The sequence below is a fragment of the Microbulbifer maximicatervae (SeqCode) genome, from assembly GCF_052467305.1.
Genome location: NZ_CP174306.1, coordinates 179,988 through 203,399 on the forward strand (window position 1 = coordinate 179,988; position 23,412 = coordinate 203,399).

19 protein-coding genes are annotated in these 23,412 nt (G+C 50.8%); 13 read left to right on the forward strand and 6 right to left on the reverse strand.

The features are described 5' to 3' along the window. Positions 1-40: 40 nt before the first annotated feature. Positions 41-1,321, reverse strand: coding sequence for an efflux RND transporter periplasmic adaptor subunit (locus tag ACJJI4_RS00820; protein ID WP_444926717.1), 1,281 nt, complete (start codon positions 1,319-1,321; stop codon positions 41-43). A 371-nt stretch (positions 1,322-1,692) separates the two neighbouring features. Between ACJJI4_RS00820 and ACJJI4_RS00825 the strand changes: the two genes are divergently transcribed. Together ACJJI4_RS00825 and ACJJI4_RS00830 are read left to right on the forward strand one after the other, a co-directional pair. After that, a complete protein-coding gene (locus tag ACJJI4_RS00825; RefSeq protein WP_444926718.1) occupies positions 1,693-3,195 on the forward strand; it encodes a SulP family inorganic anion transporter in 1,503 nt (500 codons plus the stop codon). After that, positions 3,195-4,097, forward strand: coding sequence for a universal stress protein (locus tag ACJJI4_RS00830; protein ID WP_444926719.1), 903 nt, complete (start codon positions 3,195-3,197; stop codon positions 4,095-4,097). Before ACJJI4_RS00825 ends, ACJJI4_RS00830 begins: the two co-directional genes overlap by 1 nt. Before the next feature lie 19 nt (positions 4,098-4,116). Here the strand turns inward: ACJJI4_RS00830 and ACJJI4_RS00835 are convergent, their stop codons facing one another. Continuing rightward, on the reverse strand, positions 4,117-5,790 hold the full coding sequence (locus ACJJI4_RS00835) for an aminotransferase class V-fold PLP-dependent enzyme (RefSeq protein WP_444926720.1): 1,674 nt from the start codon (positions 5,788-5,790) through the stop codon (positions 4,117-4,119). Between the two features lie 177 nt (positions 5,791-5,967). Between ACJJI4_RS00835 and ACJJI4_RS00840 the strand changes: the two genes are divergently transcribed. Beyond that, entirely contained in the window at positions 5,968-6,444 is a 477-nt protein-coding gene (locus tag ACJJI4_RS00840) for an Lrp/AsnC family transcriptional regulator (protein ID WP_444926721.1), read from the forward strand. A gap of 9 nt (positions 6,445-6,453) precedes the next feature. On the opposite strand, the gene ACJJI4_RS00845 is transcribed toward ACJJI4_RS00840, so the two are convergent. From ACJJI4_RS00845 to ACJJI4_RS00855, 3 genes are all read right to left on the reverse strand, one after another. Then, positions 6,454-7,164: a DUF2238 domain-containing protein gene (locus tag ACJJI4_RS00845; protein WP_444906365.1), complete on the reverse strand. Its 711-nt coding sequence runs from the start codon at positions 7,162-7,164 to the stop codon at positions 6,454-6,456. A gap of 86 nt (positions 7,165-7,250) precedes the next feature. Continuing rightward, positions 7,251-7,823 (reverse strand): tRNA-(ms[2]io[6]A)-hydroxylase, encoded by a 573-nt coding sequence (locus ACJJI4_RS00850; protein WP_444906364.1) that lies wholly within the window; start codon positions 7,821-7,823, stop codon positions 7,251-7,253. Positions 7,824-7,902: 79 nt separating this feature from the next. Next, positions 7,903-8,331: an acyl-CoA thioesterase gene (locus tag ACJJI4_RS00855; RefSeq protein WP_444906363.1), complete on the reverse strand. Its 429-nt coding sequence runs from the start codon at positions 8,329-8,331 to the stop codon at positions 7,903-7,905. 480 nt (positions 8,332-8,811) lie between these two features. Between ACJJI4_RS00855 and fabV the strand changes: the two genes are divergently transcribed. The 8 genes from fabV (at position 8,812) to ACJJI4_RS00895 (ending at position 16,475) form a co-directional block, all read left to right on the forward strand. Continuing rightward, positions 8,812-9,990: an enoyl-ACP reductase FabV gene (gene fabV, locus ACJJI4_RS00860; RefSeq protein ID WP_444926722.1), complete on the forward strand. Its 1,179-nt coding sequence runs from the start codon at positions 8,812-8,814 to the stop codon at positions 9,988-9,990. Between the two features lie 112 nt (positions 9,991-10,102). Continuing rightward, positions 10,103-11,146 carry an NADP(H)-dependent aldo-keto reductase gene (locus tag ACJJI4_RS00865; protein ID WP_444926723.1) on the forward strand — a complete coding sequence of 348 codons (1,044 nt, stop codon included), beginning with the start codon at positions 10,103-10,105 and terminating at the stop codon, positions 11,144-11,146. 149 nt (positions 11,147-11,295) lie between these two features. After that, a complete protein-coding gene (locus ACJJI4_RS00870) occupies positions 11,296-11,529 on the forward strand; it encodes a DUF2789 family protein (RefSeq protein ID WP_413664456.1) in 234 nt (77 codons plus the stop codon). A gap of 106 nt (positions 11,530-11,635) precedes the next feature. Further along, on the forward strand, positions 11,636-12,601 hold the full coding sequence (gene lpxL, locus ACJJI4_RS00875) for an LpxL/LpxP family Kdo(2)-lipid IV(A) lauroyl/palmitoleoyl acyltransferase (RefSeq protein WP_444926724.1): 966 nt from the start codon (positions 11,636-11,638) through the stop codon (positions 12,599-12,601). 92 nt (positions 12,602-12,693) lie between these two features. Then, positions 12,694-13,569: a 4-hydroxy-tetrahydrodipicolinate synthase gene (gene dapA / locus ACJJI4_RS00880; RefSeq protein WP_444926725.1), complete on the forward strand. Its 876-nt coding sequence runs from the start codon at positions 12,694-12,696 to the stop codon at positions 13,567-13,569. Positions 13,570-13,603: 34 nt separating this feature from the next. Next, on the forward strand, positions 13,604-14,797 hold the full coding sequence (locus ACJJI4_RS00885; RefSeq protein WP_444926726.1) for an NlpB/DapX family lipoprotein: 1,194 nt from the start codon (positions 13,604-13,606) through the stop codon (positions 14,795-14,797). Next, entirely contained in the window at positions 14,797-15,570 is a 774-nt protein-coding gene (locus ACJJI4_RS00890) for an MBL fold metallo-hydrolase (protein WP_444926727.1), read from the forward strand. The genes ACJJI4_RS00885 and ACJJI4_RS00890 overlap by 1 nt, the downstream gene beginning before the upstream one ends. 74 nt (positions 15,571-15,644) lie before the next feature. Then, on the forward strand, positions 15,645-16,475 hold the full coding sequence (locus ACJJI4_RS00895) for a sulfite exporter TauE/SafE family protein (protein ID WP_444926728.1): 831 nt from the start codon (positions 15,645-15,647) through the stop codon (positions 16,473-16,475). A 63-nt stretch (positions 16,476-16,538) separates the two neighbouring features. On the opposite strand, the gene ACJJI4_RS00900 is transcribed toward ACJJI4_RS00895, so the two are convergent. Then, positions 16,539-18,071 carry a peptide MFS transporter gene (locus ACJJI4_RS00900; protein WP_444895125.1) on the reverse strand — a complete coding sequence of 511 codons (1,533 nt, stop codon included), beginning with the start codon at positions 18,069-18,071 and terminating at the stop codon, positions 16,539-16,541. Positions 18,072-18,902: 831 nt separating this feature from the next. On the opposite strand from ACJJI4_RS00900, the gene ACJJI4_RS00905 reads away from it, so the two are divergent. Both ACJJI4_RS00905 and ACJJI4_RS00910 read left to right on the forward strand, forming a co-directional pair. Next, the gene (locus tag ACJJI4_RS00905) at positions 18,903-20,045 is read left to right on the forward strand and encodes a tetratricopeptide repeat protein (RefSeq protein ID WP_444926729.1); all 1,143 of its coding nucleotides are present in this window, start codon (positions 18,903-18,905) and stop codon (positions 20,043-20,045) included. 245 nt (positions 20,046-20,290) lie between these two features. Continuing rightward, positions 20,291-23,128 (forward strand): TonB-dependent receptor plug domain-containing protein, encoded by a 2,838-nt coding sequence (locus tag ACJJI4_RS00910; protein WP_444926730.1) that lies wholly within the window; start codon positions 20,291-20,293, stop codon positions 23,126-23,128. Positions 23,129-23,412: the final 284 nt, after the last annotated feature.

Here is a 23,412-nt window from a genome sequence, read left to right on the forward strand (position 1 = left end):
TTACTAGGGAGCTATACCGAGCTCCAATTTGAATTCGGGGTTAATCTGTCAGCGCAATTAGCTGGGCATTTTCGAGTTCCTCGGAAGAGGAGATAATGATTCTGTCTCCCTCTTGTAGGCCTGAGATAATCTCTACCTGTTTTAAGCCAAAGGCGCCTATCTGGATGGAAACTCGCTCTGCCTGTTGTTCGCTGTTCAAACGAAAGGCATGGTTGCCACCGCTTTGATCGAGGAAGCCACCGCGTTTGACCAACAGTACGTTATTGCGATTTTCCAGCAGTATGCGGGCGGTGAGGCGGAGATTTTGTCGAAGCTTTTTCGGCTGACTCTCAGTGAAACGAACCCGTGCGACCACCTGGCCGTTTATGACCTCGGGGGAGATTGCAGTAATTTCCCCTGGTAATTCTTTTCCACCGAGCTTGATTACCACGGCCATGCTGATACCCAGGTCGTCGGCATAGTTTTCCGGCACTTTGGCCTCGAGTTCAAAGCTGGTGAGATCGACAACTGTAATAAGAGGCGCATTGGCGCCCACTGCGCTGCGCTGCGCCACAGCTAAGCTACCGACGGTGCCGTTGACCGGTGAGATAATGTTCAGCTCGCGTACACGGCGCTCAGTTTCTTCTACCTGAAGGCGTTGTTGTGAGACCTGGAGTTCCAGGTTTTGGGTTTCAAAGGTCAGTGATTCTTTTTCCAGTCCCGCATTTTGTACAGCTTGTTCGTACTCCAGCTGGGCGCGGGCCATATCGTCCTTGGTTTTTTCAAAATCCAGCCGCGAGATAATTTGCTTTTCCATAGACAGCTCTGCACGTCTCAATTCTCGTTTGGCAGCGGTGAGGTTGACTTTGGCTAGGTCGGCCTTTTGCTGGTTTTCCATATGCTGGCGTTTGGCCTGGATTTTCTGGCGCTGCAGGTTCACCGTCAGCTGGTTGAGTTGGGCGTTTTCCTGGGCCAGCTGATTGGATAGTTCCGGGCTGTCGACGGTGGCCAGCAATTGCCCTTCGTCAACGGTATCCCCAGCTTTCACTGCAAACTTCACAATGCCCTGGGCTGGGCTGAAAAGCGTGGGGCTGTTTGCGGCGACCACTTGGCCCTGAACCACCAGATCCCGCACCAGGTCTCCTCGCTGGACCTGGGCGATATTGACTTGAGACAGGGAGAGGGTGCTGTCGACAGAGCTATTGCTGTGCCAGGAGTTGATACCCCAGGTCAGGAATGCCACTGTCAAACCGGCAAATACCGAGGCTTTGACGACCTTTTTGTTCTTCCAAACCGGCACGGCTTCTATCTTGGTATCTTGTCCGGAAGTATCTCTAATCATTGCGGCTTTCCGTTTCTCTTACTGTTTTGCCTGTCATTGCTATTTGGATGCAGGCTTTTAGAAATTTGGATTCAGAGTTAAGAATCTGCTTGTTAGGAGGGGTATCGCAATAAGCATGCCAACAATTAAGTTTTATTTAACCTGTTGAAATAAAAGGAATTTTTGAAATTTTGTAGTTTTTGGTTTTCTTGATGGTGTCCGCAAAAAGTGTCCGGTGTCCGCTTTGTCCACGGTCGTACGGCAGTGGACAGTTCTGATATTTGTCAGAGGAAAAGTGGTGAGAGGGAGGCTACGCCATGCGGGGTTGCTGCCGTTTATGGTAGAGTGCGCGGCCTTTTTTTGATCAATCTCAATTTAATTAGCTGTCTCCTATGTTTCCTTCGCTGCTCTCATCGACCAAAGCCGACTGGTTCGGCAACATACGTCGGGATGTTCTCGCCGGCCTGGTAGTGGCCCTGGCTTTGATACCCGAAGCCATCGCTTTCTCGATTATCGCGGGCGTTGACCCCAGAGTCGGCCTCTACGCCTCTTTCTGTATCGCCGTTGTGATTGCATTTGTCGGCGGTCGCCCGGGAATGATCTCCGCTGCCACCGGGGCCATGGCTCTGCTGATGGTGACCCTGGTGAAAGAACACGGGTTGCAATATCTGCTTGCGGCAACCTTATTGACGGGGGTACTGCAGATTATTGCGGGTTACCTGAAGCTGGGGAGCTTAATGAGTTTTGTCTCCCGGGCTGTGGTGACAGGGTTCGTCAATGCCCTGGCAATATTGATATTCCTGGCGCAAATGCCGGAATTGATCGGCGGCACCTGGGAAGTCTATGCAATGACTGCGGCGGGTCTGGGGATTATTTACCTGTTCCCTTATATCCCCGTGATTGGCAAGGCTGTGCCATCACCGCTGGTGTGTATTCTGCTCCTCACCGCAGTGGCAGTGACGATGGGATTGGATATTCGCACTGTCGGCGATATGGGTGAGCTGCCGGATACTTTGCCTGTTTTCCTCTGGCCAGAAGTTCCGCTTAACTTTGAAACCTTACAGATTATCTTTCCCTACTCCGCAGGTCTGGCCGTCGTGGGCTTGCTGGAATCCCTGATGACCGCGACGATTGTCGACGACCTGACGGATACTACCAGTGACAAGAACCGCGAGTGTAAAGGTCAGGGTATTGCCAATATTGCTGCGGGTACCCTGGGTGGTATGGCTGGCTGTGCGATGATCGGCCAGTCTGTTATTAATGTGAAATCCGGTGGCCGCGGCCGTCTTTCCACTCTGGTGGCCGGTATCGGTCTGCTGACACTGGTAGTGTTTATCAGTGACTGGGTTGCTGTGATCCCCATGGCGGCGCTGGTGGCAGTCATGATTATGGTCTCTATCGGCACCTTTGACTGGGGCTCCATCCGCAACCTGAAGCACTACCCACTCTCTACAAATTTGGTCATGCTGGCCACTGTGGTTGTGGTAGTGTGGACTCACAACCTGGCCTATGGTGTATTTGTCGGTGTGCTGTTGGCATCGCTGTTCTTTGCCAACAAAGTCAGTCACTTTATGTATGTGAGCAGCTCCCTGGATGAAAAGCAGAGTCGCCGCACTTACAAGGTCATTGGGCAGGTATTTTTCAATTCAGCCGATAAGTTTACCGCTTCATTTGATTTCAAAGAGGTGGTGGATACGGTGGTGATCGACCTCAACCGCGCGCACTTCTGGGATGTTTCCGGGGTTAATGCGCTAGACAAGGTGGTGCTAAAGTTCCGCCGCGAGGGAGCACAAGTTGATCTGGTAGGACTGAATGAGGCCAGTGAAACGATCGTCGACCGTTTTGGCGTACACGATAAGCCCGAGGAAATTGAGCGGGTTCTTGGAGGACATTGATGGCCGTAAGCAACAGCGAAAATAACAATGAGAACACAGGTAATGGCGGCAAAGCGCCATTGATACTCTCTTGTATCGATGGCTCTCATTACACTGGAGCGGTGTGTGATTACTCGGCCTGGCTGGCCAGGAGCCTGCAAGCACCGCTGAAGCTGTTGCACAACATCGAAAGAAGCAGTGTCCCTGCGGTAACCGATTTTACCGGCAGTATTGGCCTGGGAAGTCAGGAGGAGTTGCTGGAAGAGTTAACTGCGCTGGAGCAGCAGCGGGCGCAGTTAATGGTGCAGCAGGGCAAGCTGATGCTACAGGCCGCCCGCAGCCGCGCCGAAGATGCCGGTGTGCAAAATATCAAAGCCTGCCAGCGTCACGACAGCCTGACAGAATCAGTGGTGGAAATGGAAGACTCCATTCGCGCGCTGGTGTTGGGAATTCGCGGTGAAGAGCACGGGGATTCTGAGCGTGGACTTGGCGCTCACCTGGAGACAGTAGTGCGCTCACTGCACAAGCCGATTTTGGTGGTCAATCGGGACTTCACAGAGCCCAGCAGGGTGATGCTTGCCTACGATGGCAGTGAGGCCTCGTGCAAGGCATTGGCGATGGTTGCAGAGAGCCCATTATTTCGCGAACTCTCCTGTCACCTTGTCTATGTAGGGCCCGCTGAAACTACGGAGAATTTGTTGGCTGAAGCCTCGGCCAAACTGGATTCTGCAGGACTCACTTGCACTGCCAGTAATCTCACCGGCAATACCGTTGAAGCTTTGGTGGCCTACCAAACCGAGCACCAGATTGATCTAACCGTGATGGGAGCTTTCAGTCACAACCGCCTGCACGACCTTCTGATGGGAAGCATCACCGTTAAAATGTTGTTGAAAGCCCGCCAGCCTCTGTTGCTGTTGCGGTAGAAGCCCCTTCGCTTCCCACTTAAAGTGCCAGTGCCGCTTCCCGGGGGCTGGCAAACCAGCGTAGGGGTTCTGCCTCATCGGGTAGTCTTAAATCGTAGAAATGGGCTTCGCGACCAACTTTGCGAAGCTCTTTTTCTCCCATCATTAAATAGCTCTTAAGATCTAAGTTGCAACGGTTTTCCTGCTCTTGTTGCGTGTCTTTATCAGTAAATGTCAGCTGAGAAATATCAAGCGATGTCCTCATTTTCTTATCCTGATATCGCCATACGCCGGTGAGTGGGTCAAAACGGTAAAACGGCAACAATCTCCAGCCGTAGTTGGCGACCAGGGCCACTGCCTCCAATAAGTATTCGAAGACCTCCTCGCTGATAAAATAGTTAAAGTTGAGTCTTATCCAACCGGGTCTCAGTACCTTCTGACCTTGCAGGATTTGTTCTTCCAGGGATTTACTGTGGGCCATATCGATGCCCAATAAAGCGTGTCCATAGGGACCGGCACAGGAGCAGCCTCCGCGAACCTGAATACCAAACAGGTCATTGAGCAATGCCACCACAAAACCGTAGTGAAGGTCCTTATTGTTCCATTTAATTCGCAGGGAGATGATGGATAGTCGTGCGGAGTCAGTATTGCCGAGTATCTCAATGGCCTCCTCCTCCGACCAGCGTTGCAGTGCCCGCTGTAAAAATTGGGTTTCGCGTCGACCAATCTCTTTTGCGCCCACCGTCTGTTGAAGTTTGAAAACCATACCGGCCCTGATCGACTCGATAATGGCTGGAGTGCCGCCCTCTTCACTGCGCTCGGCGTCTTCCAGATAGCGGTGATCTTCCGGTGTGACATAAAGGACGGTACCGCCTCCCGGTGTAGCAGGTACCGAGTTTTTCAGCAGGTCTTCGTGTACAACCAGAATACCTGGGGTGCCAGGTCCTCCGATGAATTTGTGCGGGGAGATAAATACGGCATCCTTTTGGTAGTGGCTATCCGGCGTTGCTGGCCCTTGCATGTTAATTTGCACATAGGGTGCTGCGGCGGCGTAGTCCCAAAAAGATAAAGCTCCGTGTTTTTTAAGGAGTGCAGTCACTGCCTCTACATCTGTTTTGATTCCGGTTACGTTAGAGGCCGCAGAAAAACTGCCGATTTTGTGTGGTCTATGGGCATGGGCGCGCAGTTCTGATTCCAGTACTTCAAGGTCAAGTTTGCCACTTTGATCCAGTGGAATAGCGATTAAATCGGCAATGCTCTCTCGCCAGGGGAGTTCATTGGAATGGTGCTCGTATGGGCCGATAAAAATAACCGGGCGATCATGTTCGGGAATTCTACTTAAGAGCTGGTGTTGCCTATCCAGGTCTGCGGGCAGGCGCAAGTTGAGAATATCGATCAATTTGTTGATCGCCGCTGTTGCACCAGAACCACAAAAAATCACTTTATGGTTATCGCTGGCGTTGACTGCCTGACGAATTTCTTCACGGGCTTGCTCTCGTAGCGCGGTGGTATGGGCACCGGTATAGGAACTCTCGCTGTGGGTATTGGCATAGAAGGGCAGTACCTGCTGGCGGATAGTCTCTTCGATAAATGTCAGTGCACGACCGGAAGCTGTGTAATCGGCGTACACCAGAGGACGTTTTCCAAACGGCGTCACGATTGCTTGCATATCGCCGATTACCGAGTCGCGGATGTGCTTTATCAGGTCTGTCATGATTTCCTTTCCCCTGTTTTGTGGGGCTCACTTTAGTCCCGAATGCCTGAAACAGTGTCTCTGCTTGTATCTGTTATTATAAAATTTATGAAATTTTGTGCCGAAAGTTAGATATAAACCGTAAAACTGTGCCATAAAGCGTTATTTTGTGTGATTGGGCGAGGCGGGGACTGAGTGATGACTGAAGGATTAAGCAAACTGGATAGGGCAATACTCGAGCTGTTGCAGGCTGATGCGACCCTATCAGTGGGGGATATTGCCGAGCGGGTTGGGATGTCCAAGTCGGCGTGCTGGCGCCGCATTCACCGTCTCGAGGATGAGGGGGTGATTTGCGACAGGGTTACCCTCCTCGATCAGCAAAAACTGAACTTGCCGCTGACGGTCTATATTTCAATTCGTACCAACCAGCACAATGATCAGTGGGCCGCCCGTTTTGGCGAATTGATACAGGGGGTGGCTGAAATTCTTGAGGTCCATCGTATGAGTGGAGATTTGGACTATCTGATCAAAGCGGTAGTCACCGATATGCCTGGCTACGATCGTCTCTATAAGGAACTGATCAAGGCCGACCTGTTTGATGTCAGCTCCAGTTTTGTTATGGAGACGATGAAGCAGACAACCCGTTTACCACTTAATCATGCAGTGTCCAAATAGGGCTGGACTCTAGCCGCGTCGATTACTCCACCAGTGGCGCAATCGAGTTTCTCCCAGGGCGCTGTCACCCGGGGGGGCCTTAAGGCTGTTGCGAATCTCACTCCAGGCGTTGGAGTTCAACCAAAGGTTCAGGGCGAGTACCACCAGCATGGTGGTGATAGAGCCGAGCCCCGCTAGCAGCATGTCTTTCTGCGCATCCCAAATATCTCCTTGAGAGCCGAGGAAGGCTGCGCCCAATTCTGGAGAGACAGCTTTTGCCGCTTGCCACTCAATGATTTCGTAGATTGATGAGAGCGCAAAAGTCACGTCTACCGGGAAGAAATAGGCCCAGAATCCACGCAGCTGAGCCAGGCGCACAAGAACCTCTCGCACCGGATAGGCCAGGAGAAGGCCAAAGCTGAAATGCACCAGGCGGTCGTACATATTGCGATCGGAGCCCAGCCATTCCTGCAAGGTGTAGCCAAAAGGAGTTTCGGCATAGGTGTAGTGAGAGCCGATCACATGAAGGCACATGAAGATGGTGATCAATGTATAGGAGATATTCGATAAGGGAAAACTCCGTGCACTGATCAAAATGATCGGTAGAGCGGCAAATACCAGATAATTCTCCAGCAACCAGTCATCGGGGTGCAGGGGGTTCCAGGCAGACCAGGCCCAGGTAATGGCAAATGTGGTCAATAAGAACAGATGGAACCAGTGTTGGCGAAGGAAAGTCTGCATATGTTTGGCGCCTCTACGTCGGGCTAGAGATTGGCGCCAGGATACACCATTGGAGGGGAATAGGAATTGCGTTGAATTACGGTCCGCTAATGCAATGCCGCGCGGTGTGGGAGTGCGGCGGTAATCGCGGCTTCCTCGTCGAGTAATTCAGATAGCCTCGCTTCCACTTTTTCGCGGGGAAAGTACTCCAGCGCGAGTTCGACAAATAGTTCGTGGTGGCGAGCTTCACTATCGGTGATGACCTGGTAGAAGGTCTTCAGGGGGCCAGCTGGCAGAGCTTCAGCCACCAGTCCAAAGCGCTCACACCCCCGCGCTTCGATAATCGCTGCGGTGAGCAGGCGGTCCATCAAGTATTCATCGGGCCCCCGGCGAATCAGTTGGCGCAGGGTGTTGATATACGGGTCTTTCACATCCGGTGCCTGGTAGATCCCTCGATCATGCATAATCTTGATAACCTGGCGGAAGTGGTTCATTTCTTCCAGTGCCAGGTTGATCATGGCTTCCACTAAAACGGGCTTGTCGGGATAGTGAGAGAACATGGATACCGCCATGCCGGAGGCCTTTTTCTCTGCGGCAGCATGGTCTTGCAGGAATCGATCAAAGTCGGCGAGCACCACTTGAGCCCAGGGTTTGGGGGTGTGAAATCGCAGTTCAAACATAGTCGATGGCGGTTAGTGCAAAGCGTCAGTATACCGCCACCGGTTCACTGCTCTAGAGCGTTATTGCTCCGGGGTAGAGTCAGCTGGCAATTCTGCGTTCGCGAACCTCCCGCTCTTGTTGAGTAACAATTCGGGCCTGTTCCAGGGACATGCCGGCCTTTGCGTGAGGGGTGGGCTTGCCATGTGCGTCCAGCGCGACAAAAACAATTTGGTCTACTTGCACAATCAGCTGCTGTGACTGTTTGTTGCGAACCTCACAATGGACTGTGAGAGAGGTTTGGCCGATACCAACCACTTCGAATCCAAACTCCACCACATCACCGCAGCAAGCGGAGCTGACGAAGTCAATTTCCGACATCAGTTTGGTGACCAGCATTGGAGTACCCATCTGGCAGCCGGCAAAGATTGCCGCTTCCTCATCAATCCAGGACAGTAGCTGTCCGCCAAACAGGCGCTGGGCGGGATTGAGGTCTCCGGGTTTCACACAGTGTCGCGAATAGTATTTCACTCTGACCTTCCTAACTTACTACAGGTTTAACAACGCTCGAGCCATCCCTGGCTTGCTGTATGACAGCGAAAAGCTTCCTTCACTGGTGAGACTGCATACAGCGTGCCAAGCCAGAAAAAGCGCGGTTGATGAATTTTCCTGTGGAAATATGTCAATTAGCCCTTTTGTGGCACCGGCTTGGCGCGACATTAATCACTGTAGCCCCTTTTATGTGCAGGAAAGTCAGGAAATGTCGATTTCCTGTTTGGGTTTTGAACAGGATATGGCGCTTTGGCCGGGATAGTAGATATTTTGGACGTCATCTATCGATTGTGGGAAATACCGCTATGGGACTCCTCGGCGACAGAGATTAGAATGGCCCACGAACCTGACCCAGCCGTCGCACTCACGACCTTGGGTTGATAGTTCTCCGGAGCGCCACCAGCGTATCTGTAATCAGGTAACAACGATTCCCAAAAGACGAAGGGAGAGACTGTAAGGATGATCATCCAGCCGAAAGTACGCGGTTTTATTTGTACCAATGCCCACCCGCAGGGCTGCGCTGCTAACGTACGCGAGCAGATTGAGTATATTCAGTCCCAGCCAGCGGTCGAAAATGGGCCCAAAAAGGTGCTGGTGATAGGTGCCTCCACAGGCTACGGCCTGGCATCACGAATTACAGCTGCTTTTGGTTGCGGCGCAAGCACCCTTGGTGTGTTCTTCGAGAAGCCGCCTACTGAAAAGCGCACGGCTTCTGCGGGTTATTACAATTCCGCAGCTTTTGAGCAGGAGGCCCACAAAGCGGGGCTTGACGCAAAGAGTATCAATGGCGATGCCTTTTCAGATGAGGTGAAAGCCCAGACTGTAGCGATGATCAAAGAAGACCTAGGTCAGGTTGATCTCGTGGTTTACAGCTTGGCATCCCCGCGTCGCACAGATCCGAAAAGCGGTGAGTTGTATAGCTCTGTACTCAAGCCCATTAACAAATCTTACACTGCCAAGAATCTGAACACTGACAAGCTGGAGATCTCCGATATTACTTTGGAGCCGGCGAGCGACGAAGAGATCGCAAATACCGTCAAGGTTATGGGTGGTGAAGACTGGGAACTGTGGATGCAGGCCCTCGGTGATGCCGGAGTTCTGGCTGATAATTGCAAAACGGTGGCCTACACCTATATCGGTGAAAAGTTGACCTGGCCGATTTATGGTCATGCGACTATCGGTAAAGCTAAAGAAGACCTCGATCGCGCGGCAAAAGCGATCACCGATAGCGGTAAGGCCGCGGCTAACGTTGCCGTTTTGAAGGCGCTGGTTACCCAGTCCAGCTCTGCTATTCCGGTGATGCCGCTCTATATTTCCCTCGTCTACAAAATTATGAAAGAAGAGGGGACTCATGAGGGCTGTATCGAACAGCTCTACCGCCTCTACACCGAGGGACTCTATACAGATACTCCACGTCTCGACGATGTAAGCCGTTTGCGTATGGATGAGAAAGAGTTGCGCCCTGAGACCCAGGCTAAGATTGAAAAATTGTGGCCTGAGGTAACTGCTGAGAACCTGTTCGACCTGACTGACTTTAAAGGTTATCAGGCGGACTTTCTCAAGTTGTTTGGGTTTGGCGTGAATGGCATTGATTACGATGCCGATGCCTCTCCCCTGGTTGATGCCAACTTCAAATGATTTCTAGCGGGGCTCTATTTAGAGTCCCGCTTTTCCCTTTCTTTACTCTATTCCTACAACTCTTCTTCTCAAAACCGCATAATTCGCTTTTTCGGCTTATGGGGGCTTTTCAATGGAGTATCGCCAACTCGGCACCACCAACCTTAAGGTCAGCCAGATCTGCCTGGGCACCATGACTTATGGTGAACAAAATAATGAAGCTGAATCCGCTGAGCAGCTCGACTATGCAATATCCCAGGGGGTTAACTTTATTGATTGTGCGGAAATGTATCCCGTACCGCCACGGCCAGAAACACAGGGCCGAACCGAGGAATATATCGGCAACTGGTTGGCTGCGCGAGGAGGCAGGCACCAGGTTGTTGTCGCAACTAAAGTGGCGGGCCGCAGTGCCGCCAATTCAGGTGTCGGCCATATTCGCTCGGGTCCCCGCCTGAGTCGAGAGCAGATTTTGCAGGCCTGTGACGATTCCTTAAAACGCTTGCGCACTGACTATATCGACCTCTACCAGGTCCACTGGCCTGAAAGGCAAACTAATTTCTTCGGGCGCCTGGACTATGTCCACGGCAGCGACGATGGTGTGTCTATAGCTGAAACATTGGGCGCGCTTGAGGAGTTGGTTGAGCAAGGTAAGGTTCGTCATATCGGTGTTTCCAATGAGACCCCCTGGGGTATGTTTGAGTACCTGCAGCAGTCGATTGCCTACGGAAAGCCAAGGATTGTATCGATTCAAAACCCCTACAGTCTTTTAAACAGGGCTTTTGAAATTGGCTGCGCTGAAATTGCTATTCGCGAGAGGTGTGGCCTATTGGCTTACTCCCCCCTCGCATTTGGGGTTCTTTCGGGCAAGTATCTGGGGGGAAGGAAGCCGGAAGGTGCACGACTTACCCGCTATGATCGCTTTCAGCGCTACGGTGGAGAGCGAACCCTGGCTGCGACCCAGGCCTATGTGGATTTAGCCCGGGAGTTTGGCCTGGATCCGGCGCAGATGGCACTGGCATTCGTGAATCAACAGCCATTTGTCACTTCAAATATCATTGGCGCCACAACTATCGAGCAATTGCGTTCCAATATTTCCAGCGTTGAAATTACCCTGGATGGTGAGCAATTAGCGGCTATCGAAGCTATACACCAGGGGAATCCCAACCCGGCGCCCTAAAAGGGCAGAGCCTGATTTCTATTGATGAAAGCCTGTGATGCCTCTGAAAGCCCCGCAGGAATAATGCGGGATGAATCAGGGGCTGCCCAACTATAATTGGGGTAGTCGCCATGAAAATCTGGCTGCCAGAATAGATAGCGGTAATCGTTATGGAAACTACTGGACATCACACACTGAAGGACCTGTTTTCCCAGTTGGGGCTGGCGTCTGAAGATGCACAGATCCATGAATTTCTGGTCACGCACTATTTGCACCGTCACGAGAAGCTTTCCTCCGCCTCCTTCTGGAGCGATGGGCAACGAGAGTTCCTGGAGAATGCCATCTTGGATGATTCGGATTGGTGTGTTGCAGTGGATGAGTTGGACACCCTGCTAAGGCACTGACATCCTGTGGCTGTTACGCGCTCCCCGCTCTCTTCGCATAGGGTATACTACGTCGTTTTCAACCGACTTAGGTTGCGCCTTGGCGCCACACCCTGATATAGATCTGATGGAAAAACCCCGATTTCGCGCGGCGCTGCTGCATCCTCGCTACTGGCTGACCTGGCTGCTTTTTGCACTATGGTTTTTGATCGCGCAACTGCCCTATCGCTGGCAGTTGGCCATGGGTCGTGCGTTTGGTCGCCTAATGCTAAGAGTAGCTACCAGCCGGCGCACGATTGCTGAACGCAATCTCGCGCTGTGCTTCCCCGAGCTGGGGGAAGATGAGCGAGCTGAACTTCTTAGGCGTAATTTTGAGTCCAGTGGTATCGCCTTGATGGAAACCGGCATGGCCTGGTTTCGTTCCATACGCTGGTTGCGCAAGCGTTTTACCTTCGAAGGGCTGGAGAGTTTGCAGGAAATCCAGGCTGAAGGACAGGGTGTTTTGCTTACCGCTATGCATTTCACCACGCTGGAAATTGGTGCAGCCATGATGGGGGCTAGTATTACCTTGGATGGTATGTACAGGCCTCATAAGAACCCGGTTTACGACTATCTTCAGCGCAAGGGCCGCGAGCGCCACTCTGAGAATGGCAGTGTCTATCAGCGCAAAGATGTACGCGGTGTTCTTCGCGCCCTGCAGAGGGGACGTGCAGTCTGGTATGCTCCGGATCAAGACTATGGGATCAAGCAGGGAATCTTTGCCCCCTTCTTTGGTATTCCCGCGGCAACAGTAACGGGAACCTCCCGGTTTGCCCGAGTTGGACGGGCCAAAGTAGTGCCCTATATGGTAACCCGGAGGGGAGACTGTTCAGGTTATCACGTGAAGATTTACGACCCCATCGAGCAAATTCCATCTGGAGATGAACGGCAAGATGCGATCCTGGTGAACCAGTTTATCGAAGCTCGTATTCGCGAGGCCCCAGAACAATATATGTGGGTGCATCGTCGTTTTAAGACCCGTCCTGAAGGGGCAGAAAACGTGTATCACGGGGTACGCAAAAAGAAGAAGAAACGCAAAAGAGTGGCGAGCTAGTCGCACTGGCGCAGATACCCTGGCCTAAGTAACATACTGAACTGACTCTGGCGGTGGTATTCCGGGTGGAGTGCAAAAAATAAGGAGTGAGGATGTTAACCGGTAGTATGGTGGCCCTGGCCACCCCAATGTACGCAGACGGAAGCCCGGATTGGGACAGCCTGCACAACCTCGTTGAGTGGCATATCGAGCAGGGGACCCGAGCACTAGTTGCGGTGGGGACTACCGGTGAATCTGCAACCTTGGACTTCAATGAGCATATTGAGGTTATTCGACGTGTTGTGGACCAAGTGGCAGGTCGAGTGCCAGTGATTGCTGGAACTGGCGCAAACTCTACTTCTGAAGCGATTGACCTCACAGAGAATGCCGCCCGATGTGGTGCAGATGCCTGCCTGCTGGTTACACCTTATTACAATAAGCCCACCCAAGAAGGCCTCTACCAGCACTATCGTGCGGTGGCCAAGGCTGTCTCCATTCCTCAAATTCTCTACAATGTTCCCGGCCGCACAGCAGTAGATATGCTGCCAGAAACGGTACAGCGCCTGGCGTTGGTCGGCAATATCGTAGGCGTCAAGGAGGCCACTGGTGACCTGGAGCGAGCTAAGGTTTTAATAGATACTCTGCCCGAAGGGTTTGCCGTTTACTCTGGCGACGATAGTACTGCGGTTGAACTAATGTTACTGGGTGGTCATGGAAATATTAGTGTAACCGCTAATGTGGCCCCCGCAGCAGTGGCCCAAATGTGTGAAGCTGCGCTGGCCGGTGATGCGGTGACTGCGCGGACAATTGACCAGCGAATACAAATATTGCACAAAGTGCTGTTTTTGGAGTCCAATCCGATACCGGTGAAATGGGCTCTCCGGGAGATGGGTCGTGTCGACGGTGGAATACGCCTGCCTCTGACAAGTTTATCCCCTGAGCACCACGGAACAGTGCGCGAAGCTCTGCGCAGTGCCGGTGTACTCTAAACCCGCGAACTGAGAATTAACCAGGATAGCTTTAATGAAAAAATTGACCGTTGGAGCCGGGCTCTTTATCTCCAGTATTACGCTGGCAGGGTGCGGTGTGTTCGGCAACGATGGCTATTTCCGCGATCGCAGTAATGATTACCAGCATGCCGATAGCCTGACGCCTCTGCGGATACCTGAAGGTGTTAATACCAAGCACCAGGAGGAACTCTATGAGATCCCCCAGATTGCAGGAGAGCAGCTGGCCCAGGGGGAGTTTGAAGTTCCGCGTCCTCAAGCGCTTTCAGTGAATGCGGGTCTGGAGAGAGTAAAAATTCAAAAGCTCGGCGGAAATCGCTGGGTGCTGGTATCCCAGCCTCCTGAAGAGGTGTGGCCCCAGTTGCACCAGTTCCTTCGCAGCTCAGGCTTGAATATAGAAATGTCAGATGCCAATGCAGGTGTGATGGAAACTGCCTGGATGGCCTTTAAAGAGAGTCCTGACACTAAAGATAAGTATCGCTTGCAGGTAGAAACCGGTGTGCAACCCGATACGACAGAGATTCATGTGCGCCACTTGTCTGTGCCTTCTGCAGCCCCGGTTGGCGGTAGCGTTAATTGGCCAGACCGCTCTTCGAGCCCTGAGCGTGAAGGGTGGATGATTGATGAAATGTCCACGGCACTGGCGTCAGAAACAGCTGCTGCTACAGCGTCTTTGGTTGCCCAGGCAATTGGTAGCAGCTCACTTAAGGTCCAGTTGAGGGAGCCTGCTGGTCACGAGCCCTATATTGCAATGGGGCTCGAAATGGACCGGGCCTGGGCTACTGTCGCTCATGCTGTGAATTCCGGTGCTTATCGCCTGCACCGTGAAGATTCCGATATTGGACTTCTTTACGTCACCTACGATGAAGATCGTGCACTTGCTTCTGATGAGGAAGATAGCGACGGAGGCTGGTTCTCCTGGGGGAGTAAGAGCGATGAGGATGAGCTGGCAGAGAGCGCTGATCAGGTAAGCCTACAGCAGATCTTGGCTGGAATTGATATGACTGAGGGAGCTGAACCTGCTCTCTTCAAGGAAATCAAAGGCCTGGGAGTCGAGGCTGCTGCGAACGAGGCTTATCCCGGCTACCTGATTGTTATTCGTGGCAATGACGATGAGATTGAAGTGCGTGTGCGCGATACTCGCGGACAGCCGCTTTCAAAGAATGAAGCTTCCCAGCTGCTTCAATCTATCCAGCAGAACCTTATTTAATGGGCCTGCGCTTCGCCTCTTTGGGAAGCGGCAGTAAAGGCAATGGAACAGTGGTCGCCAGTGGCGACCATTTTCTTTTGGTTGACTGCGGTTTTACCATCAAGGAAACCGAGCGCCGTATGGCGCGGCTCGGTATGTCTCCCGCTGATATTTCTGCGATTGTGGTTACCCACGAACACAGTGATCACCTTTCCGGTGTGGGCCCGCTTGCGCGCAGGTATGGCCTGCCTGTTTACCTGACGCCTGGTACTTTTAAGGCGCGTGATATTGGCAAGTTACCGGAGTTGCACTTAATTGAGGGGCATCAGCCTTTTGTTGTCGCTGATATTGAAGTAACCCCGGTCGCGGTTCCCCACGATGCCCGTGAGGCGGCGCAGTTTGTGTTTCGCTATCGCGGCAGCAGTCTGGGCTTGTTGACGGACCTGGGGACTATCACTCCTCATGTTGAAGCGCATTTCGGTGATTGTGATGCCTTGGTTCTAGAGGCAAATCACGACCCTCTGATGCTCGCTCAAGGGCCCTATCCACCTTCGTTGAAGCGACGCGTTGGAGGAGCCTATGGCCACTTGAGTAATCAACAGGCTGCTGGCTTTCTACAGCGCGTTGGCTATGAGCAGCTACAGCACCTGGTTGTTGCCCATATCAGTGAAAAAAATAACAGCCTTGTCCTGGCAAAGGAGGCCCTGGCAGAGGTTACCGAAACAGTGGAGAGCTGTATTTTTGCCTGTCAGCAGGAAGGGTTTGACTGGCTTACAGTGGAAAGCCGAAGTTAAGGTCGCTATCTATCCCCAGCTTTTATCTGTTTAAATGCGACAAAATTGTTTGTCGTATTTAAACGGGGTGGGCTATGGAAATACTACTGGTTTATTTGTTGGTCGGTGCCGCTGCTGGAACTATTGCTGGACTATTTGGCGTAGGTGGTGGCCTGATCATTGTCCCTGCCTTGGTTTTTGTTTTCACCGCTATGGGGATATCCTCTGAAATCCTCACCCACATGGCTGTGGGTACCTCCCTAGCAACAATCATTGTCACATCAATAAGCTCAGTGCGCGCCCACAACAAGAAAAGGGCAGTGGACTGGAAGATCTTTGGGGTTATGACTCCAGGCATTTTAATCGGCTCCTGGGCCGGTGGTGCCACTGCTGAACTGCTGCCCGGTGCCTGGCTGCAGCTGTTGATCGGCGTCTTTGCGATCGTGATTGCGGTTAGGATGTGGCTTAGTGGTGCCCGGCACGATCAATTAACGGAGGGGGCCGGCAACTTGCCAAGGTCATCTATATTGCTATCTGCTGGGGGAGTTATAGGCTGGGTATCCGCAATTTTTGGTATCGGTGGGGGCTCATTAACCGTTCCATTTTTATCCCGCTGCCGAGTGAAGATGCAACGTGCGGTTGCTACGTCGGCGGCTTGCGGTCTTCCCATTGCAGTTGCGGGTGCGCTGAGCTTTGGTTTCCAGGGCTGGGGCAATCAGCTTCTACCAGAATGGAGTAGTGGCTATGTGTACTGGCCTGCGTTTTTTGGAATCGTTGTCACCAGCACGTTTTTTGCCCGCTTTGGTGCCAATCTCGCCCATCGCCTTTCTTCCAAAATGCTTAAGCATTGCTTTGCCGTTTTGCTGTTTATTATTGGGGCGCGCTTTATCTGGCTGAATGTCGGTCTGTTACAAGGCTTGCTTTAGGCGAGGGAAAATAAAAAAGGCCACTGCATAGCAGTGGCCTTTTTTTTGGAATACAGCTAAGTATTAGGCCGTTTTAGTAGAGCCTTCAGCTGTCGCAGTATTCTGGGGCGCTTCTGAGTCAGTTTCCCAGTACTTGGACTTGAGACTGATCAGGGCCAGGATGATACCCACTCCGATTGTGAACAAGCTGATTTGCAGGAATAGGTTTGGCATCTCAGCAACATTGTTCGGATCAAAGTTACCTGACAGAAGACCGGCAAAGAGGTTGCCGATAGAGTAAGTCAGAACAAAGACACCCATCATCTGGCCAGCAAAGCGGCGAGGAGAAAGTTTACTTACAGCACTCAGGGCCACTGGGCTCAGGCAGAGTTCACCGACAGTGTGCAGGAAGTAAGTGGCTACCAGCCAGTAAGGAGCAACTTTCAGGCCCGCTGCTGCGTATTGAGCGGCAAAGAACATTACTAGGAAGCCACTGGCCATGATGATCAGGCCAAGTGCACATTTCAGCCCATAGGATGGGGTGATCATGCGTTTGCCCAGGTTAATCCACAGCGCGGCAAAGAAGGGGGACAGAGTAATGATAAAGATGGAGTTAAAGCTTTGTAGCCAGGAGGTGGGCATTTCAAAGCTGCCAATCAGGCGATCCGTGTAGTCGCGGCCGAATAGGTTCAGTGAGGAGCCCGCTTGCTCGAAGCCCGACCAGAAAAAGGTAGAGGCTACACAGACTAGGAATAGCGCCCACATTTTCTTTTTCTCTGACCCGCTCAGCTGGCCGCCAAAGTAGATAAAGCCAAAGTAGGCAAGGAAAGTCAGGGTGAAGGCTACAGCTACGTACTTGGCTATTTCTACCGGGTTGATGGTAATAGTGCCATTCATCACCAAGCCAGTAATCACTGCAACACCGACTACGACAGCACCAATTATGCGCCAAGCCAGTTTGGCCTTTTCTGGCGAAAGTGGGTTCTCGGGATTGAGGCTTGCGTCCCCCAGATTGTGGATAGTGCGGCGATACTGGATCAGGCCAATAGCCATTCCCACAGCAGCGGCACCAAAGCCCCAATGCCAGCCGACATTTTCACCAAAGTACCCGCAGACGGCATAACCGATGATTGAGCCCATATTGATGCCCATATAGTACAGTGCGTATCCACTGTCGCGGCGAACATCATCTGGTTGGTACAGGTGTCCAACTGCTGCGCTGATATTGGGCTTGAGTAGGCCGGTGCCGGTAGCAACAAGGATCAAGCCTATAAAGAAGCTCCAACTGGTTGGGATAGCGAGCACAATATGGCCACACATAATGATGATGCCGCCGTACCATATGGTGCGTTGCCCTCCTAGTAGGCGGTCTGCAATCCAGCCACCGGGCAGGCCGAGGAAGTACACGGCGCCAGTGTAGAGCCCATAAATAGCTCCCGCGGCTGCAACGGTAAAGGCCAAGCCCTCTTCCTGAAGACTGGCTGTCATAAACAGCACAAGCAGGGCTCGCATACCGTAATAACTCATCCGCTCCCACATCTCAGTGAAGAAAAGTGTCGAGAGCCCTTTGGGGTGGCCAAAAAAGCCGGCGTCATTTTGGTCTGTATTTGACGACATAAGCTGAAATTCCAGTTGTTATAGCTCTAATGCAATATGTTGTTGCATATTAGGAAGGCAGCCTGGCCAGGGAACTGAAATTTCGGTGCCCTTTGGTTAGCCAGGTAAATTATCCGTGTGTCAGAGTACTATTTCTTTCCTGTATTGCTCTTGTTTAAAGAGGTCGGGACTTATCCGGGCTTGGGTGGATGTTTTCTGCCAGCTCCAAGGCCTAAATGTTTGTAGTGCCTACCTCCTGCGTAACTTGGAAAGTTTACCAGTTGTCTATTTAACAGGCGAACCGAAGTGAAGGGATTTACATAAATGGCAACAGGGTACTTCTATTTACGTTAAATTGGTGTTAAATCCCATAAGGCTAAAAATATTGAGGGAAAAATAACGATGAGGACCTCACTAGCTTATATTCTGGCCCTGTTTGTTTCTAGTTGCGCTCAAACTCCCCCCTAAATACACCGGGGCTGTTGATCTAAATAACGCCCCTTGGTGACCGAACGATCTTCAACTGGCCAATTTGTTGAAGGGCCTGCCCGATGGGCATCTCCCAGGTCTTGATGCCGATGTATTTTGGGTACTAGCGCTCCCGTCTAGCTCCGCCAAAAGGTCTTCAGTCTTTAATAGATGCTTATGTGGATAAGGCGGCTGTCTCAGTCATAATAAAGTCTCAAATACTTGAAGTGGGTACCTGTTGCCTGAGCAGGAAAATTAATCGGCTGTCCATTAAATAGGCGAACAGTGGTGGGGTGTTTTAGGCAAATAGTACCAGGGTGCTCACTTTGGGGGTAAGTTAGTGATAAATGCTGTTACAGTTCATGCTTTTTTGGGGGGAGCAATGTGAAGGTTCTAGTTGTGGCTGTTTTGTCGATGATTATCGGTGGTTGTTCCTTGCAGCCAGATATTTCTGCACAAGATCCAGATATTAAACCTGTTCTGAGTGGGGAGGTCGTTTTTAATCGCCCTATACGAGAGGATGAGCTGCCAGATGAGAACTTACTGGAACTGGATGCTGAGATTCGTTCGTATTTAGAAACACTTTCCCCTAATGCAATCCCGGAAAGTCGGCTGCAGGCGCTGGTAAGCATGGTTAGTGAGCGAGAACTTTTCTTTGAATATGACGTGGATAGTACGCTGCCTGCAAGGGAGGCTTATCATCAGCAGCGGGGGAACTGTTTGACTTTTACCCTAATGATGGTCGCTATGGCGAGAGAGCTCGGGGCTGAGGCTTATTTTAATGAGGTAGAAGTCCCCCCAGTCTGGGATCAGGAGGAGGAAGAGATATTCGTTGTTTATCGCCACGTAAATATGGTGGCTAAGCACTATGGCGGGCGACGAATTATTGATCTAAATCTTGAAGCTTATGACCCTACTTACCAACAGAGGGCTCTTGATGATGTTACTGCATTTGCCCTTTATTATAGTAACCGGGGTGTAGAGCTGCTTCGAGAGGGGAGTGAAGAGCAGGCCTTTCTTTACCTTAGAAAAGCACTGGAAATGAAGCCGGACAGGAGTGACTTTTGGTCTAATATTGGTGCATTTTATAGTCATTTTGGCCACAATTATGAGGCCGAGCAAAGTTACCTACAAGCTTTATCCCTGGAACCTTCAAATCTTGTGGCAGTTAGTAATTTAGAGTGGCTCTACAAAGGTTTGGGTAGGGAAGAGGAAGCCGAGGTTTTTGCTGGATTAGTTCAGTACCACCGGGACCAAAACCCTTATTTTCACTATTACATGGCGACCAAAAGTTATGAGGCAGGAGAGTACGCTATAGCCGAAAAACATCTGAATCGCGCACTGAGGCAGGCTAAGCAAGTACACCGGTTTCATTTTTTGCTAGGTTTGTCACGTTACAAACTTGGTAAGTTTAGCCAAGCAAAGGAGAGTTTGAAGCAGGCTTTTGAGCTTGCTGGAAGCTCCGAGACTATTGCGGTGTACGAACAAAAATTAGACACCTTTTTAAAGGAAGTCGATCGAGATTAGGCGATCAAGATTTTTTATCTTTTCGGTTGGCCTTATAAAGGATGCAGTATTGGTAATAATGTACGAATTGGCAGATTTGTGTGGAAAAAGCTTTTTTGATGTTTGGGTAAATTTTTATTGAGGGGGTGGAGAGTTCGTTCGTTTTATCTAAGTTGGGAGCTGGGGCGACCATGGGGGTGGCCGCTTCAATAGTAAACTCAAATGTTCTGGTGGAGCTGTGCTCTACTCAAGAGAGAGATAAAACAATGAAAAGGAATATCCTTTCGTCAGCAATCAAGGCAACCCTTGGAGTATCTGTAGCCTTTGGAGCAACTGTTCAGGCTTTTGCTCAGAGTGTTGCAGATACAAATGATGCAACATTAGTTGAAGAAGTTGTGGTAACCGGATCGCGTATTACGCGGGCCAATTTAGAGGCTGCTACTCCTATCACAACTGTGAATGCTGAAAGCATTGAAAATTCAGGCATGGTAAATAGCGCGGATATTCTGCGGAGCTTGCCTGCAACTGGTGTGTCTGGCCTTTCAAGCAGCAACTCCAACTTCTCTACTTCCGGTGGCGGTGTTAACACTGTTAACCTGAGAAACCTGGGCGCAGATCGTACCCTTGTTCTGGTAAATGGCCGTCGCTACGTGTCTGGTGTTGCGGGTACCTCCGCAGTTGACTGGAATACTATTCCTACTGAGCTGATTGAGCGAGTAGAAGTTATTACTGGTGGTGCTTCTGCAATTTATGGTTCTGATGCCCTCGCTGGTGTAATTAACGTCATTTTGAAAGATGACTTTGAGGGTGTGAGCATAAACACCTCTCACGGTGAAACAGTTGAATATGGCGATGATGTTACAGATCGCTTCAATTTGACGGCCGGTAGCAACTTTGCCGATGGCAAGGGTAACGCTGTAATCTCTCTCACTTACACGGATCAAAAAGGTGTTTGGGCACGAGACCGTAAGAATACTGAAGTAGATGATCTTGCAGAATGTTACTACTCAGAAGTTTCTAGCGACTGTGACAAGGAAATAGAGCCTTTCTACTCCTCTTACTCTGAGAATGGGCGCTTTTTCTTGCCGTCTGGGGGGAATCAATACACTGTTGATAACGGTGAGGTTGTTGCGTGGGATGGCGATAAGTATGGATTCAACCGCCAACAGTTTCGCCGCTATTTGGTGCCTACAGAGCGCTACCTAATCAGCTCCAATCTGTCTTATGATCTCAGTGATTCTCTTGAGCTGTTTATAGAAACCTCCTTTGCTCGCACTGAAACTCAGACTGATATTGAACCATACCCCTTCAATGCTCAGGATGCTCTCAATGTTGACGGAATTCACATTGATAATCCCTATATGCCTGAAGAACTGCGAAATATTGCTGTTGCTGCGGGGGATGAGTATGTCTCTTTTGTCCGTCGTACCACTGAGTTGGATCAACGTGGATCATATGCTGAGCGTCAAACTTTTCGAGGTTTGATGGGGCTGCGCGGTGAAATCAATGATTGGAACTGGGACGCCTACTTTGGACAGGGGCAGATGCAGGACAGTCAGCGCAGTACTGGTCAAGTTAATGTCTCCAATTTCCGTAATGCACTGAATGCTACCCTCGATGAGGATGGCCTAATCGTTTGTGCGGACGCAGCAGCGGTCGCAGAAGGGTGTGTTCCAATCAACGTATTCGGTTATGGGACCATTTCTGCCGATGCGGCAGAATATGTGACCGCGGTTTCCATGCGTGACCAGAGCACCAAGCAAACTATTGGTGGTCTCAACGTTAGTGGTGAGCTTCTTCAGTTGCCCTCTGGCCCATTGAGCCTGGCTGCGGGTCTTGAATACAGAGATGAGTTTGCTGCTGATTTGCCCGACGCCTTAACGCGTTCAGGTCAGAATGGAGGAAACAGGGCTAAGGCTACCGAGGGCAGCTTTGATGCGACTGAGCTCTATGTTGAGCTGGAAGCTCCAATCCTTTCCGGCCTTCCTGGAATCCAGGAGTTTAGTGTTGGCGCTGCTTATCGTTATGCGGATTACAGCACGGTAGGTGATACTAATGCCTATACTGCGCGCTTTTCTTGGATGATTAATGATGCTTTGCGTGTGCGCGGACAGTATGCTCGTGCGGTACGTGCGCCAAATATTGAAGAATACTATGGTGGAGGTGGAGAGACCTTTGCTGCTATCACTGATCCTTGTAATGGCGTAACTGCTGACAGTACTGGGACTATCGCTGAAAACTGCCTTGCGATCCCTGAGATTGCAGCTCGTATCGCTTCGGAAGGTGTTTTTGAGTTGAGTCAGTCAGAAACACAAGGCACTGGCGGTTTTGTTAATGTGGGCTCTCAGAACCTGGAAGCTGAAGTTTCTGATAGTTACACTCTCGGCGCGGTGTTTGATCACGACTTTGGTGTGGGTAGCCTGAGCGTATCTGTGGACTGGTACTCCATTGAGATTGATGACCTGATTGATACTGTTGGCCGACAGACTTCTCTGGATTTCTGTTACCAATCTACCACTGGGCCAAATGAGTTCTGTAACAATATCGTACGTGACTCTGAAGGTGGCGCCCATCAGCTGGGTGAGCTGACTGATGTAAACTCAATTTACATCAATGAAGGACGTCTTGAGACTGAAGGTGTGGATCTTCAGGTTCAGTGGGGAATGGAGTTAGGTGCAGGCCAGCTGGACCTGAATCTTGTTTATGCTCATGTTCTTGAGTTCAACGAAATTAAGTTTGGTCAAACTGAAGAGTTGGCCGGTACAGTTGGCATATCCGAGAATGAGTGGATAGCTTCTGTCAACTACTCTCTGGATCGTCTGACTGTCCAGTGGGAAACTAATTTCATTGGTGATGCTGTTCCTAGTAAAACCTATGATCTCTATAATTTCGACGTTGGTAGTTTCGTAACCCACGATCTTTATGCTTCGTATCAGTTCACGGATAGCATTAGTGCAAATCTTGGCATTAACAACATTCTGGATGAAGAAGCTCCAATAATCCTACCGACAGTTCCTGGTAATATTACAGGCCATGATACTGCATCCGATGTTTATACAGATATTGGTCGTAGTGCATTTGTTGGCGTGAGAATGGACTTCTAAAACTCTCCGCTTAAACGAAAAAACGGGCCAATTGGCCCGTTTTTTTTGCTCTCGAATTTTTCAAGACATCCTTTCTGATTAGCCCAGTAGCTTTAGCCTTATTTTCTCCTAGATTTAAGAGTTCTCAGGGTGTTTACATTTAAGCTCTACCACGTGGCTAAGTGTCATTTGCACCTTTGTACTATATGTACTTAGATGTCAAAGCGAACTTATCTATATTTAGATGAAAATTTGGTTTCTTTGAGGTTTTTTAGAGTCAATACGTCTTAAAAGTTGTTGGGAAA

Coding starts and splice junctions, on each gene's coding strand:
- lpxL (WP_444926724.1), top strand. CDS start 11,636: ATGGAAAAACCCCGATTTCGCGCGGCGCTGCTGCATCCTCGCTACTGG.
- ACJJI4_RS00830 (WP_444926719.1), top strand. CDS start 3,195: ATGGCCGTAAGCAACAGCGAAAATAACAATGAGAACACAGGTAATGGC.
- ACJJI4_RS00850 (WP_444906364.1), bottom strand. CDS start 7,823: ATGTTTGAACTGCGATTTCACACCCCCAAACCCTGGGCTCAAGTGGTG.
- ACJJI4_RS00835 (WP_444926720.1), bottom strand. CDS start 5,790: ATGACAGACCTGATAAAGCACATCCGCGACTCGGTAATCGGCGATATG.
- ACJJI4_RS00890 (WP_444926727.1), top strand. CDS start 14,797: ATGGGCCTGCGCTTCGCCTCTTTGGGAAGCGGCAGTAAAGGCAATGGA.
- ACJJI4_RS00820 (WP_444926717.1), bottom strand. CDS start 1,321: ATGATTAGAGATACTTCCGGACAAGATACCAAGATAGAAGCCGTGCCG.
- ACJJI4_RS00865 (WP_444926723.1), top strand. CDS start 10,103: ATGGAGTATCGCCAACTCGGCACCACCAACCTTAAGGTCAGCCAGATC.
- dapA (WP_444926725.1), top strand. CDS start 12,694: ATGTTAACCGGTAGTATGGTGGCCCTGGCCACCCCAATGTACGCAGAC.
- ACJJI4_RS00870 (WP_413664456.1), top strand. CDS start 11,296: ATGGAAACTACTGGACATCACACACTGAAGGACCTGTTTTCCCAGTTG.
- ACJJI4_RS00885 (WP_444926726.1), top strand. CDS start 13,604: ATGAAAAAATTGACCGTTGGAGCCGGGCTCTTTATCTCCAGTATTACG.
- ACJJI4_RS00895 (WP_444926728.1), top strand. CDS start 15,645: ATGGAAATACTACTGGTTTATTTGTTGGTCGGTGCCGCTGCTGGAACT.
- ACJJI4_RS00825 (WP_444926718.1), top strand. CDS start 1,693: ATGTTTCCTTCGCTGCTCTCATCGACCAAAGCCGACTGGTTCGGCAAC.
- ACJJI4_RS00840 (WP_444926721.1), top strand. CDS start 5,968: ATGACTGAAGGATTAAGCAAACTGGATAGGGCAATACTCGAGCTGTTG.
- fabV (WP_444926722.1), top strand. CDS start 8,812: ATGATCATCCAGCCGAAAGTACGCGGTTTTATTTGTACCAATGCCCAC.
- ACJJI4_RS00900 (WP_444895125.1), bottom strand. CDS start 18,071: ATGTCGTCAAATACAGACCAAAATGACGCCGGCTTTTTTGGCCACCCC.
- ACJJI4_RS00910 (WP_444926730.1), top strand. CDS start 20,291: ATGAAAAGGAATATCCTTTCGTCAGCAATCAAGGCAACCCTTGGAGTA.
- ACJJI4_RS00845 (WP_444906365.1), bottom strand. CDS start 7,164: ATGCAGACTTTCCTTCGCCAACACTGGTTCCATCTGTTCTTATTGACC.